Origin of the sequence: Streptomyces sp. NBC_01013, from assembly GCF_045162765.1 — a bacterium.
GTDB lineage: Bacteria > Actinomycetota > Actinomycetes > Streptomycetales > Streptomycetaceae > Streptomyces.
Genome location: NZ_CP108687.1, coordinates 6,857,832 through 6,871,017 on the forward strand (window position 1 = coordinate 6,857,832; position 13,186 = coordinate 6,871,017).

The 13,186-nt window shown below is 71.5% G+C and carries 11 protein-coding genes; 8 read left to right on the forward strand and 3 right to left on the reverse strand.

The window, feature by feature from the left end:
- Positions 1 to 137 precede the first annotated feature (137 nt).
- The 3 genes from OG538_RS29910 to rox all read left to right on the forward strand — a co-directional run bounded on the left by OG538_RS29910 (position 138) and on the right by rox (position 5,650).
- Positions 138 to 1,784, forward strand: coding sequence for a TlrC/CarA/OleB/SrmB family ABC-F type ribosomal protection protein (locus OG538_RS29910; protein ID WP_406098557.1), 1,647 nt, complete (start codon positions 138 to 140; stop codon positions 1,782 to 1,784).
- A gap of 217 nt (positions 1,785 to 2,001) precedes the next feature.
- Positions 2,002 to 3,795 carry a hypothetical protein gene (locus OG538_RS29915; protein WP_406098558.1) on the forward strand — a complete coding sequence of 598 codons (1,794 nt, stop codon included), beginning with the start codon at positions 2,002 to 2,004 and terminating at the stop codon, positions 3,793 to 3,795.
- Positions 3,796 to 4,192: 397 nt separating this feature from the next.
- Positions 4,193 to 5,650: a rifampin monooxygenase gene (rox, locus tag OG538_RS29920; RefSeq protein ID WP_406098559.1), complete on the forward strand. Its 1,458-nt coding sequence runs from the start codon at positions 4,193 to 4,195 to the stop codon at positions 5,648 to 5,650.
- A 147-nt stretch (positions 5,651 to 5,797) separates the two neighbouring features.
- On the opposite strand, the gene OG538_RS29925 is transcribed toward rox, so the two are convergent.
- Positions 5,798 to 6,535: an esterase/lipase family protein gene (locus OG538_RS29925; protein ID WP_406098560.1), complete on the reverse strand. Its 738-nt coding sequence runs from the start codon at positions 6,533 to 6,535 to the stop codon at positions 5,798 to 5,800.
- Positions 6,536 to 6,823: 288 nt separating this feature from the next.
- Complete coding sequence (locus OG538_RS29930) at positions 6,824 to 7,483, reverse strand: TMEM175 family protein (protein ID WP_406098561.1); 660 nt, start codon at positions 7,481 to 7,483, stop codon at positions 6,824 to 6,826.
- 259 nt (positions 7,484 to 7,742) lie between these two features.
- Between OG538_RS29930 and argC the strand changes: the two genes are divergently transcribed.
- The 5 genes from argC to OG538_RS29955 are packed head-to-tail and all read left to right on the forward strand — an operon-like array spanning position 7,743 to position 12,561.
- Positions 7,743 to 8,771 (forward strand): N-acetyl-gamma-glutamyl-phosphate reductase, encoded by a 1,029-nt coding sequence (gene argC, locus OG538_RS29935; protein ID WP_406098562.1) that lies wholly within the window; start codon positions 7,743 to 7,745, stop codon positions 8,769 to 8,771.
- Complete coding sequence (argJ, locus tag OG538_RS29940; protein WP_359353359.1) at positions 8,768 to 9,922, forward strand: bifunctional glutamate N-acetyltransferase/amino-acid acetyltransferase ArgJ; 1,155 nt, start codon at positions 8,768 to 8,770, stop codon at positions 9,920 to 9,922. The genes argC and argJ overlap by 4 nt, the downstream gene beginning before the upstream one ends.
- The gene (argB, locus tag OG538_RS29945; RefSeq protein ID WP_406098563.1) at positions 9,919 to 10,821 is read left to right on the forward strand and encodes an acetylglutamate kinase; all 903 of its coding nucleotides are present in this window, start codon (positions 9,919 to 9,921) and stop codon (positions 10,819 to 10,821) included. The genes argJ and argB overlap by 4 nt, the downstream gene beginning before the upstream one ends.
- Entirely contained in the window at positions 10,818 to 12,014 is a 1,197-nt protein-coding gene (locus OG538_RS29950; protein ID WP_406098564.1) for an acetylornithine transaminase, read from the forward strand. The genes argB and OG538_RS29950 overlap by 4 nt, the downstream gene beginning before the upstream one ends.
- 10 nt (positions 12,015 to 12,024) lie before the next feature.
- On the forward strand, positions 12,025 to 12,561 hold the full coding sequence (locus OG538_RS29955) for an arginine repressor (RefSeq protein WP_406098565.1): 537 nt from the start codon (positions 12,025 to 12,027) through the stop codon (positions 12,559 to 12,561).
- A 109-nt stretch (positions 12,562 to 12,670) separates the two neighbouring features.
- Here OG538_RS29955 and OG538_RS29960 read toward each other — a convergent pair whose 3' ends face one another.
- Positions 12,671 to 13,123, reverse strand: a complete 453-nt coding sequence (locus OG538_RS29960; protein ID WP_406098566.1) for a VOC family protein — start codon at positions 13,121 to 13,123, stop codon at positions 12,671 to 12,673.
- Positions 13,124 to 13,186: the final 63 nt, after the last annotated feature.

Genomic DNA, 13,186 nt, shown 5'->3' on the forward strand with positions numbered 1-13,186 from the left:
GCCCCCGCGTACCTTGGTCCGCATGGGAACGCTGTGATCACCCCGCCCACGACCGTGTAGAGCCCAGCTCCGCCGTCGTGGTGCCGATTCGTACGCGAATCCGTTCTGTCGGCCCGGCCGGGAACAGGGGCTCATCCATGCACCCAGCACACTCCGCACAACTCTCTCTGCACGGCGTCACCAAGCGTTACGGTGAACGCACCGTGCTCCGCCAGATCTCGTTCAGCCTCGCGCCCGGTGAGAAGGCCGGCGTGGTCGGCGACAACGGGGCCGGCAAGTCCACCCTGCTCCGCCTCCTCGCGGGTGAGGAACGGCCCGACGCCGGCGAAGTGTCGGTGACCGCTCCCGGCGGAACGGGATATCTCGCCCAGACGATCGGGCTGACTCCGCAGGCCACCGTCCAGGACGCGGTCGACGCGGCACTGGGCGAACTGCGCACCCTCGAATCCGAACTGCGCCGGGCCGGGGCCGCGCTGGCCACAGCACCTCCCGGCCCGGAGATGACGGCCGCCCTCGCCGCGTACGCACGCCTGACCGAGCGGTACGAAGCGCGCGACGGCTACGGCGCCGACATCCGGGTGGACACCGCGATGCACGGGCTCGGTCTGCCGTGGCTGTCCCGGGACCGGCCGCTCGGGACGCTCTCCGGCGGCGAGCGGTCCCGGCTGGCGCTGGCCGCGACACTCGCGTCCCGCCCGGAACTGCTGCTGCTGGACGAGCCGACCAACGACCTGGACGACCAGGCGGTCGGCTGGTTGGAGGACCACCTTCGGGCCCACCGCGGAACGGTCGTCGCGGTCACCCATGACCGGGTGTTCCTGGAACGCATCACCCCCACGGTCCTGGAGGTCGACAGCGGACGCGTCTCCCGTCACGGCAACGGCTACGCCGGATACCTCACGGCCAAGGCCGGCGAGCGCCGCCGGCGCCAGGAGCGGTACGCCGAGTGGCAGGCCGAACTCGACCGTGGCCGCCGACTGGCCGAGTCCAACGTGGCCCGACTCGACGCCATTGCGCGCAAGATGCCGCAGGCCGCTTTCGGCTCCGGGGCGTTCCGCGCACGTGGCCGCGCCCATGGTGCGATGAGTCGTATCCGCAACGCGAAGGAGCGGGTCGAGCGGCTCACCGCGAACCCGGTGGCACCTCCGCCGGACCCGCTGTCCTTCACGGCCCGCATCGCCACGGCGACCGGCCCCGGCGATGACCCCGCCGCGGTCATGGACGGTGTGGTCGTCGAGGGCCGGCTGAAGGTGCCGGGGCTGTGCATCGGCCCGGCGGAGCGGCTGCTGGTCACCGGGCCCAACGGCGCCGGCAAGAGCACCCTGCTGCGGGTCCTGGCCGGGGAACTCCGGCCGGACGCGGGCGCGGTGGGATGCGCAGGGCGGGTGGGACACCTCCGGCAGGAGGAGACACCCTGGCCGCCGGCCCTGACCCTGTTGGAGGCCTTCGCACACGGCCGCCCGGGCGACCGGGACGAGCACACCGAGAGGCTGTTGTCGCTCGGCCTGTTCGAGCCGGACGAACTGCGGACGCGCGTCGGGGACCTCTCCTACGGCGGGCGGCGCCGCATCGAACTCGCCCGGCTGGTCAGTGAGCCGGTGGACCTCCTGCTGCTGGACGAGCCGACCAACCACCTCTCGCCCGCGCTCGTGGAAGAACTGGAGGAGGCGCTGGCCCGCTACGCGGGAGCGCTGGTGCTGGTCACCCACGACCGCCGGATGCGCTCACGGTTCACCGGCACGCGCCTGGAGCTGAGGGAGGGCGCCGTCACCGGCACGCCCTGACCCGGCCGGCGCCACGGCGCCGGCCGTCCGGGATGCCCCCACCAAGGGCTGTCCCGCAATTCCTGGCGGGCGCACGACGACAGCTACGGCGCCTCGCCGCGTTGTCGAAAGCCCGAATACACCGAGTATGCGGACGCCTCTCCGCCTTGCGATGCACCGCATCCGATGCCGCGCGCTGATCCACCAGGAGTTGCGGTCAGCCCTTAGGGTGACGCCCATGCTGGAGGGGATCGACGACATCGACTGGGCGGCACTCGAGCACGCCTACGGACCGGCGGACGATGTTCCCGCTCTGCTGCGGGCGGCCGGATCGACGGACGCCCGGGACCGCGACGAGGCGGTGGACGAGCTGTACACCTCCCTGTGCCACCAGGGTTCCGTCTACTCGGCGACGGCGCCGGCCGTGCACTTCGTCGCGCGGCTCGCACGGGACGGCCCCGGACGCCGCCTGCCGCTGCTGTGGTTGCTGCACGGCGCGGCCGACGGGGCGGGCCCCGAACGGCAGCAGGCGCGACGAGCGGTGGCCACGGCCCTCCCCGCCCTTCTCGGGCTCGCGGCGGACCGTGATGCGGACGTCCGGCGCGCCATGGTGTGGATCGTCGCCGCCTGCGAGGAGGCCTCCCTGCCGCTGCTCCCGCTGCTGCGGGCCCGGCTGGAGACGGAGGAGGACGGCGAGGTGCGGGCGGATCTCGTCACCGCGCTGGGCCTGCTCGACGTCGCGCCGGAGATCGGCAGGGCCCGCAACCAGTGCCTGCTGTCCGCTCCGGAGCCGTCGGTGCGCAGGGCCGCGGCGACGGACCTGCTGCGGACGTCCTCGCTGCCGCTGCCGCTCGCCCTCGTGGAATCGGCCCTCGACGCCCGGGAGGCCGCGCCCGGCGACGACGACACGTTCCACCCATGGCCTGCTTCCCATGTCCCGCTGAAGCAAAGGCTGTTGGACGACCCGGATGCGGCCCTGCGTGCCGTCGAGCGGGGACTGCCGATGGCCTGGGAGCTCACCGAGACCTGGCGGGACCGCGAGAGGGACGTCCTGCCGTGGCTCGCGGATGGGGCGAAGGACTCCGAGGACCTGTGCCGGGTGGCCCGCGCGGGTGCTGCGATGCCGGGTGGGGAGGCGGCTCCGTGGCTCGACTCCCACCTCCGGTCCGACGCGACCGAGATCCGGGTCGCGGCGACCCTTGCCGCAGTGCGGCTGCGCGTGCCCGGCGCGCTCGGCCTCGTCCTGCGGCTGATGGACGAACTGCCGGAGGCGGCGGCCTCGCTGCGGCTGACCCCTCTCGGCACGCCCGGCACGGTCGTGACGGCTGCGGTGGAGGTGTTCGGTACGGCGGCCGAACCGGTGGCCCGGCGGGTCGCGGCCCGGCCTCGCGCCGAGTGGCTCGACGCCCTGCTTCCCTTTCCCGGACTCGCTGCCGACTGCGTCGACGACCTGGTCGGACTGCTGCCCGCTTCGGCCGGGGTGCTGGCCGTCCTGGGACCGGCGGCCGGCCGGGCGGCGGCACGGGCCCTGCGGGCACGGGCCGCGGCGGGTGACCTTCCGGCAGCGCTGGCGCTGGTGCGGGTCGACGGGGACGCCGGGCCTGCGGTGCAACTGGTGAACGTGATGCCGGACGTGGTGGCGCGACGTGCGGCGGCGGTCCGGGTGGCGAGCGAAATCGGTCCGTCGGCACGTGAGTTGCTTCCGCTGCTGGAAGAACGGCTGAGGGCGCCGACCCAGGAGAGCCGGGCGGACGCGGCTGCCGCGATCTGGCGGGTCACGGGCCGCACGCACGACACGGTGCCGGTGATCGCGAACAGCCTCTCCCGTCGTGGTGACCTGTACGAACCGCGCCTCGGCGCGCTGCGTGCACTCACGGCGATGCGCCTGCTCCCGCCTGCGGCCCGTCCCGCGGTCGAGCACCTCGTCTCCTCCCCGCGCCGTGTCGTCAGGGCCCTTCTCTGCGACGGCACGCCCCACCCGGATGTCGTGGCGAGGGAGCTGGCACGGGAACTGCTGGCGGCGACAGGCTGAAGGGATGGGGGGCGCCGGTCCGCGGGACCTCGGCGCGAAGCGGCAAAGGTGGCGGCGGGCGCAGGGAAAGCCCGAGAGAAAAGAAGAACGAGAAGAGCGAGAACGTCGAGAACGCTCAACAAGAAAGGCAAGGAGGTTTTCCCACCCCTTGCCTTTCTCAAGATATAGCGCACCGGGGGGCTTGCGGCAAGGCCCCCGGTATACCGCAAGATGATCGACCGCGGCCGGAACCAACGGAATGGGCGAGGGCGCGGTCTGCGCATTCAGGTCGAAGCACGGGCCGTGCGGGCCCGGCCCGACCGTCGGTGGGACCGGCGAACGGACGCGGACGGGCGGCACGGACCGTGCCGGAGCGGCAGGCCGAATTCCGGTCTCTTGAATGTGGATGGGTGTTTCGATGATTGACGTGATCGTGGTCGGCGGCGGCCCGACCGGACTGATGCTGGCGGCCGAGTTGCGGCTGCACGGTGTGCACGTGGTTGTGCTGGAGAAGCTGACCGGCCCGACGGGGGAGTCTCGCGGACAGGGTCTGCACGCGCGCAGTGTCGAGATGATGGACCAGCGCGGCCTGCTCGAACGGTTCCTGGCGGTGAGTGAGAAGTTCCAGGTCGGTGGTCTCTTCGGCGGCATCGCCACGGCGTGGCCGGAGCTGCTGGACACGGCTCACCCGTACGGAATCGCCACTCCGCAGCCGGTCACCGAGCGGCTTCTCGAAGAGCGTGCTGTCGAACTCGGGACCGAGATCCGGCGTGGCTGCGAAGTGGTCGGGTTGAGCCAGTCCGAGGACGGGGCCGATGCCGGCGTGACCGTCGAACTGGCGGACGGCACCCAGCTGCGCTCGCGCTACCTCGTCGGGTGCGACGGCGGCCGCAGCGCGGTGCGCAAGCTGCTCGGCGTCGGTTTCCCCGGCGAGCCCGCCACGGTCGAGACACTGTTGGGGGAGATGGAGGTGACCGAGGATCCGGAGAAGATCGCCGTTGTCGTCGCGGAAGTACGGAAGACCCAGCTGCGGTTCGGCGTCGGCCCCTCCGTGAACGGGGTGTGCCGCGTCGTGGTGCCCGCCGACGGGGTTGCCGAGGACCGTACGGCCCCGCCGACCCTGGACGACTTCAAGCAGCGGCTGCGGGCGGTCGCGGGCACCGACTTCGGGGTGCACTCGCCGCGTTGGATGTCCCGGTTCGGCGACGCCACCCGGCAGGCCGAGCGCTATCGCGTCGGCCGGGCATTCCTGGTCGGGGACGCGGCGCACATCCATCCGCCGACCGGCGGACAGGGTCTCAACCTCGGCGTCCAGGACGCCTTCAACCTCGGCTGGAAGCTGGCCGCCACGGTCGCGGGGTGGGCCCCGGAGGGGCTGCTGGACAGCTACCACGCCGAACGGCACCCGGTGGGCGCCGCCGTACTGGCCAACACCCGCGCGCAGATCACGCTGCTGGGGACCGACCCGGGTGCCACCGCGCTGCGTGAGCTGTTCACCAAGCTGATGGGCTTCGAGGAGGTCAACCGGTTCGTGACCGGGATGATCACCGCAGTCGACGTCCGCTACGACTTCGGCGAGGACCACGAGCTGGTCGGCCGCCGGTTGCGGGACGTGGAGCTGAAGGACGGGCGGCGCCTCTACTCCCTGATGCACGAGGGACGCGGGCTGCTCCTCGACCGGACGGGCCGGCTCTCGGTGGCCGGCTGGGCGGACCGGATCGATCACGTCGTCGACCCCTGCGAAGGAGGCATCGGCGGGGAGCCGGGCGTGCCCGCGGTCCTGCTGCGCCCGGACGGCCACGTGGCATGGGCCGGTGAGGACCAGCAGGAGCTGCGCGACCGGGTGCTCCGGTGGTTCGGCGCTGCCACCGGCTGAGCGCGGTTTCCGAGGCTCTCGCCGGCGAGGCGCAGCTGCTCAGCCTCACGGGCCGCGCGTCACGGGGCGGCGGCCGGCCACGCCCGAACGGCGTCCCCCCGCCACCGTGCGGGCGGGGACGAGACGCCGTCGGGTTCGCGCAGTGCGTCAGGAGGCGACGAAGCGCGCGATCTGGCCCAGCACGATCGTGTCCGTCAGGTACCCGATGTGGGTCTGGCAGAGCACGTTGTTGTTCGTCGCGCCGCTCAGTCTGGTGCTGGTGTACGGGAGGATGATGCCGTCGCACGCCGAGTACCAGGTGGCGTACTTGGTGTCGCCCGGTGTCTCGTCACCGGAGGAGATCTGGGAGATGAACGACGAGCCCGGGTACATCTGCTGACAGGTCGTGTAGATCAGGCAGGCACCGGCGAAGGTCGTTCCGTGGTTCGCGCCCGCGATGGAGGCCAGGTGGCTGACGCTGGTGTTGCCGCCCAGGACCTTCAGGTAGTACTGGCTGACGAGGCCGCCCATCGAGTGGTTGACGATCGCGACCTTGCTCGCGCCGGTCTGCGACTTCACGTTGTTGACGAAGGTGGCGAGGCCCTGGGCGTTGGTGACGTTGTTGCCGTACGAGTTGTACTCGTAGGCGAACAGTTTGGAACCGGACCAGCCGTTGAGCTGGAAGACGCTCTTGGCAGTGACCCAGTTGGAGGCGTTGCCGGTGTACCCGTGGACGAAGACGACCGGGGTGCTGGTCGACAGCGGCGTCACGGCCGCGGCGGTGGCGGTCTTCGCGGCCGGCGCACGGTCGGCGGCGCCGGCCGCCGACGTCGAGCCGAACAGGGTGAACGCGACCGTGACGGCGGCGAGAACGCCGAGAAGCCGACGGGGTGAACGACGACGCATGGGGCACTCCTGACAGGGGTGTGGGGATGCGGGGGTGCGGATGCCTGCTCCGATCAGGGTCGGGGCGCGGGGCGCGGGCGGCATCGGCGAATTCACCGGTGTTGGCGAGCGCCCCGGGGCCCGCCGGGAACACTCCGGTGCCCGGCGCGCACGGCCGACCGGAGCCGGGTGGTACGTCGACGGGCCGGCCGGACCGGAAGGACGAGGAGGGCGAACCTCCTCGGGCGCCCTTGCGCACCGGGGTGCGCGCCGCACACGCCGAGCGCCGCGAGGGATCTGTTCGGCGGGTCAGGCGCCGTAGCGGGCCGAAGTGAACAGGCGCAGGAGGTACTTGAGGGGAAGCACGGCGAGCCAGGTCCACAGGGCTGCCGGGGGCGACACCGTGTAGGCCACGGCCACTGATGCCGCGGCGACCGGGACGGTGGAGGCCAGATCGATGACGCCGTCCCAGGTGGCGCGGTCACCCAAGGGGAACGCCCTCCCGCGCGGACGGCGGCGCGCGAGGAGGAACAGCGTCAGGTGCAGCAGGCCGATAACGGCGATGGTGACCGCGTACACGGCCACGGCTGCCGGGTAGCTGCCCCCGTATTCCGAGAGCACCGATGTCGGGAAGGGGAGCAGCGCCACCAGGCCCAGCCCCGCCAGGGTGACCCGGACCATCAGGGTGTCGCACCGCCGGACCTGGTGCAGGATCGACCGCTGGTCGCGCCAGAAGCCGGCCAGTACGGCAAAACTGAGCGCGTACGCGCCCAGGCTCGGCCACACCCCGGCCAGGGCGGCCTCGAAGCCCGCTTCGTCCAGCGCCGGAGGGATGGTGATGTCCAGCACGAGCAGCGTCATCGCGATCGCGTAGACCCCGTCCGACAACGCCACGAGCCGCTCCGTGCTCCCCGCCTCCTCAGCGGCCCCACCGGGCTCGGCCGGCACGTCCCCGCTCACCTTGGCCATGCCGCCCACCCTGACCGAGACCCCCCGCCCGCCCTGCGGGCCACGCCTCCGGATCCCCCGTGCCCCCCGGCGCCTCGTCCGAACGGCCCAGAGTGGAGAGGTGTGTGCCGTCACACCTCCGGAGTTCCATGGGCCGGCCACGACCCTGAAGGGCCGCCTGGAACGCCGGATCTCCACAGACTTACGCCGGATGATCGCAACTCTTTGCATAAAAGTGCAGAGATGCGTATAGTCATGCCATCGACGAGGAGGATTTTCGATGGTGGTACGTGCAGCGGTGGCAGGGGCGAGCGGATACGCCGGCGGGGAACTGCTCCGCCTTCTGCTGGTCCACCCCGAGGTCGAGATCGGTGCCCTCACCGCGAACTCCAACGCGGGCCAGCCGCTCGGCACCCTGCAGCCGCATCTGCGGCCCCTGGCCGGCCGGGTACTCCAGCCGACCACCGCCGAGGTGCTCGCTGGTCACGACGTGGTCTTCCTGGCCCTGCCCCACGGGCAGTCCGCCGCCGTGGCGGAGCAGCTCGGTGACGAAGTGCTCGTCGTCGACATGGGGGCCGACTTCCGGCTCAAGGACGCCGCGGACTGGGAGAAGTTCTACGCCTCGCCGCACGCCGGGACCTGGCCCTACGGCCTGCCCGAGCTGCCCGGTGGGCGCGCCGCGCTGGCGGGGACGAAGCGGATCGCGGTGCCCGGCTGCTACCCGACCGCCGTGTCGCTCGCGCTCTTCCCGGCGTACGAGGCCGACTTCGCCGAGCCCGAAGCCGTGATCGTCGCCGCCTCCGGGACCTCCGGCGCGGGCAAGGCGGCCAAGCCGCATCTGCTCGGCTCCGAGGTGATGGGAAACATGTCGCCGTACGGTGTCGGTGGTGTCCACCGGCACACGCCCGAGATGATCCAGAACCTCAGCGCCGCCGCCGGCGAGGCTGTCACCGTGTCCTTCACCCCGACCCTCGCGCCGATGCCCCGCGGCATCCTCGCCACGTGCAGCGCGAAGGCGAAGCCCGGCGTGAGCGCCCAGTCGCTGCGCGCCGCGTACGAGAAGGCCTTCGCCGACGAGCCGTTCGTCGATCTGCTGCCCGAGGGGCAGTGGCCCGCGACCGCCGCCGTGTACGGATCCAACGCGGTGCAGATCCAGGTCGCTTACGACGAGGCCGCCGGCCGGATCGTCGTGATCAGCGCCATCGACAACCTCGCCAAGGGAACCGCGGGCGGGGCCCTGCAGAGCATGAACATCGCCCTCGGACTTCCCGAGGACACCGGACTTTCCACGATCGGAGTGGCACCGTGAGCGTCACGGCAGCACAGGGATTCTCGGCGGCGGGCATCGCCGCGGGGATCAAGGACAGCGGCAACCCGGACCTGGCCCTCGTGGTCAACAACGGTCCGCGTCGCGCCGCCGCGGGCGTCTTCACCTCCAACCGTGTCAAGGCCGCTCCCGTCCTCTGGTCGGAGCAGGTCCTCAAGGGCGGCGAGGTCACCGCCGTCGTCCTCAACTCCGGCGGCGCCAACGCCTGTACGGGACCCCAGGGCTTCCAGGACACCCACGCCACCGCGGAGAAGGCGGCCGAGGTCCTCGAAGGCCACAGCGCAGGTGAGATCGCCGTGGCCTCGACCGGGCTCATCGGCCTGCTGCTTCCCATGGACAAGCTGCTGCCCGGTATCGAGAAGGCGGCGGCAGCCCTGAGCGAGCACGGCGGCGAGAAGGCCGCCATCGCCATCAAGACCACCGACACCGTCCACAAGACGGCCGTTGCCGGCGGCGAGGGCTGGACCGTCGGCGGCATGGCCAAGGGCGCGGGCATGCTCGCCCCCGGCCTGGCCACGATGCTCGTGGTGCTGACCACCGACGCCGACGTAGCCGCCCCCGCACTCGACGCCGCGCTGCGCGACGCCACCCGGACCACCTTCGACCGGGTCGACTCCGACGGCTGCATGTCCACCAACGACACCGTGCTCCTGCTGGCCTCCGGGGCCAGCGGCATCACCCCGGAGCAGGGGGAGTTCGCCGAAGCCGTACGGGCCGTGTGCGACGACCTCGCCCGGCAGCTGATCGGCGACGCGGAAGGTGCCTCCAAGGACATCCGGATCGAGGTCGTGAACGCCGCGACCGAGGACGACGCCGTCGAGGTGGGCCGCTCCATCGCCCGTAACAACCTCCTCAAGTGCGCCATCCACGGCGAGGACCCCAACTGGGGCCGGGTGCTGTCGGCCATCGGCACCACGAAGGCGGCCTTCGAGCCGGACGAGCTGAACGTCGCCATCAACGGCGTCTGGGTCTGCAAGAACGGGGGAGTCGGCGAGGACCGCGATCTCGTCGACATGCGCTACCGGGAGGTCAAGATCACCGCCGACCTCGCGGCAGGCACCGAGTCGGCCGTCATCTGGGCCAACGACCTCACCGCGGACTACGTCCACGAGAACAGCGCGTACAGCTCATGACCGTCGCGCGGAAGCACACCGCACTCCCGAAGGCGCAGATCCTCATCGAGGCACTGCCCTGGCTGACCCGGCACAACGGCAAGACCGTCGTCATCAAGTTCGGCGGCAACGCCATGATCGACGAAGAGCTGAAGGCGGCCTTCGCCCAGGACGTCGTCTTCCTGCGGCACGCCGGCCTCAAGCCCGTCGTCGTGCACGGCGGCGGCCCGCAGATCAGTGCCCAACTCGACAAACAGGGCCTGGTCAGCGAGTTCAAGGCCGGGCTGCGCGTCACCACGCCCGAGGCGATGGACGTCGTACGGATGGTGCTCGCCGGGCAGGTCCAGCGCGAGCTCGTCGGCCTGCTCAACCAGCACGGCCCGCTCGCCGTCGGCATGACCGGCGAGGACGCCCACACCATCACCGCGACCCAGCACCGCCCCGTGATCGACGGCGAGGCCGTCGACATCGGCCGGGTCGGCGAGATCACCGCGATCGACACCGGAGCCATCCAGGCGCTGCTCGACGACGGCCGCATCCCGGTCATCTCCTCCATCGCCCGCTCGGCGGAGGACAACCACGTCTACAACGTGAACGCCGACACCGCGGCCGCCGCACTCGCCGCCGCGCTGGACGCCGAGACGCTGATGGTCCTCACCGACGTCGAAGGCCTCTACGAGGACTGGCCCAACAGCGACGACGTGATCAGCCGTCTCACCGCCACCGAGCTGGAGAAGCTCCTGCCGGAACTCTCCAGCGGCATGGTGCCCAAGATGCAGGGCTGCCTGCACGCCGTGCGCAACGGCGTGGAGACCGCCCGCGTCATCGACGGCCGGGTCCAGCACTCGATCCTGCTGGAGATCTTCACCGACGAGGGAATCGGCACGATGGTCGTGCCCGACGCACAGGGGGAAGCATGACCAACGCCGAGCTCTCGCAGCGCTGGCAGCACGCGCTGATGGACAACTACGGCACCCCGAAGCTGTCCCTCGTCCGCGGCGAAGGCGCCCATGTGTGGGACGCGGACGGCACCCGGTACCTCGACTTCGTCGGCGGCATCGCGGTGAACGCGCTGGGCCACGCCCACCCCGCGGTCGTCGGGGCGGTCTCCGCGCAGATCGCCTCCCTCGGCCACGTCTCCAACCTCTTCGTCGCCGAGCCGCCCGTCGCCCTCGCCGAACGGCTGCTTCAGCTCTTCGGCCGCAGCGGCAAGGTCTACTTCTGCAACTCGGGCGCCGAGGCGAACGAGGCCGCGTTCAAGATCGGACGGCTGACCGGCCGCACCCACATGGTCGCCACGGACGGCGGCTTCCACGGCCGGACCATGGGGGCGCTCGCGCTCACCGGTCAGCCCAAGAAGCGCGAGCCCTTCGTCCCGCTGCCCGGGGACGTCACGCACGTCCCGTACGGGGACGTCGAGGCGCTGCGGACCGCGGTGACCACCGACACCGCGCTGCTGATCATCGAGCCCGTCCAGGGCGAGAACGGTGTGGTCGTGCCGCCCAAGGGCTATCTGGAGGTGGCCCGGGAGATCACCCGGGCCACCGGCACGCTGCTCGTCCTGGACGAGGTGCAGACCGGCATCGGCCGGTGCGGCACGTGGTTCGAGCACCAGGCTCACCAGGGCGTGGAACCCGATCTGGTCACCCTCGCCAAGGGGCTGGGCGGCGGACTGCCGATCGGCGCCACGGTGGCGTTCGGTGCGGCGGCCGATCTGCTCGGCCCCGGTCAGCACGGCACGACGTTCGGCGGCAACCCGGTAGCCTGCGCCGCCGGTCTCGCGGTCCTGGACACCCTGGCCGCCGATGGCGCGCTGGACAACGTGAAGCGGCTCGGCGAGCGGATCCGCGACGGCGTGGAGGGCCTGGGGCACCCCCTGGTCTCCCACGTACGCGGCTCCGGTCTGCTGCTGGGTATCGTGCTCACCGAGCCCCTCGCAGCTCAGGTGCAGCAGGCGGCTCAGGGAGCCGGACTCCTGGTGAACGCGCCCGCCCCCGACGTCGTACGGCTGATGCCGCCGCTGATCATCGGTGAGGCGGAGGTGGACGCGTTCCTCCAGGCGCTGCCCGGGGCCCTTGAGGCGGCCTACGGAGAGGGACACACCGGAGAATGAGGCGACGACGATGACCGAGGCGCAGGAATCCGAGCACGGCGGACCGTCCGTGCCGCAGACCCGCACCGCACGCCACCGCCGGATCGTGGACATCCTGAACCGGCAGCCGGTGCGCTCGCAGAGTCAGCTGGCCAAGCTCCTCGCGGACGACGGGCTGAGCGTCACCCAGGCGACGCTCTCCAGGGACCTGGACGAGCTGGGTGCGGTGAAGATCCGCAACACGGGCGGCGAGCTGATCTACGCGGTGCCGAGCGAGGGCGGATTCCGCACCCCGCACGCACCGCTGGGCGGCTCCGCCAAGGAGGAGCGGATGCGCCGCCTCTCCGCCGAACTGCTCATCTCGGCGGAGGCCTCGGCCAACCTCGTCGTGCTGCGTACGCCCCCGGGCGCCGCCCAGTTCCTCGCCTCGGCGATCGATCAGGCCGAGCTGCACGACGTTCTCGGCACCATCGCCGGCGACGACACGCTCATGCTGATCAGCCGCGATCCGGCCGGGGGGCAGGCGCTCGCCGACCATCTGCTGCGGCTTGCGCAGAACGAGCGCTAGAAGACGGACCAGGATCGTGTCGAGGGGCTGTCCGGCAGGCGACCGGGCAGCCCCTCAACGCCGTGCGGGGCTGGAGCCAGGCGTCGTTGTCGGTGGTGCCCCGTATTGTTCAGCCGGCGGTGAGGCCGGAGAACGCCTCGGTCGTGAGCTCCTGGAGCTCGGCGAGGGGTACGTCACGGAGATGCTGCGTGAGCCCCCACCGATGACCGAAGGGGTCGAGCAGCTGGCCTTCCCGCTCGCCCCAGAAGGTGTCGTTCAACGGGCGGATCACGGTGGCTCCGGCACCGACGGCCCGCTGCCAGGAGTCGTCGACGTCGTCGGTGTGCAGGTAGATGGCGCCATAGGTACCGCCGAAGTGCTGCGGCCCGTAGGACTCCATCTCGGGGAACTCGTCGGCCAGCATCAGGGTGAGCGTGCCGATGCGCACCTGGACGTGGATCAGCCGGCCGCCCGGTACCACCAGCCTGGTGAGTTCCACGGCTCCGAACGCCTGTTGGTACCAGGCGGATGCCTCGTCCGTGCCGCGTACGGTCAGGTGCAGGGTGTGGGCATTGAACGACATCGGTAGTTCCTTTCCGAGTTCTGCGTCCGGCCGGTGCGCACACCGCATCGCGCTGTGCGAACG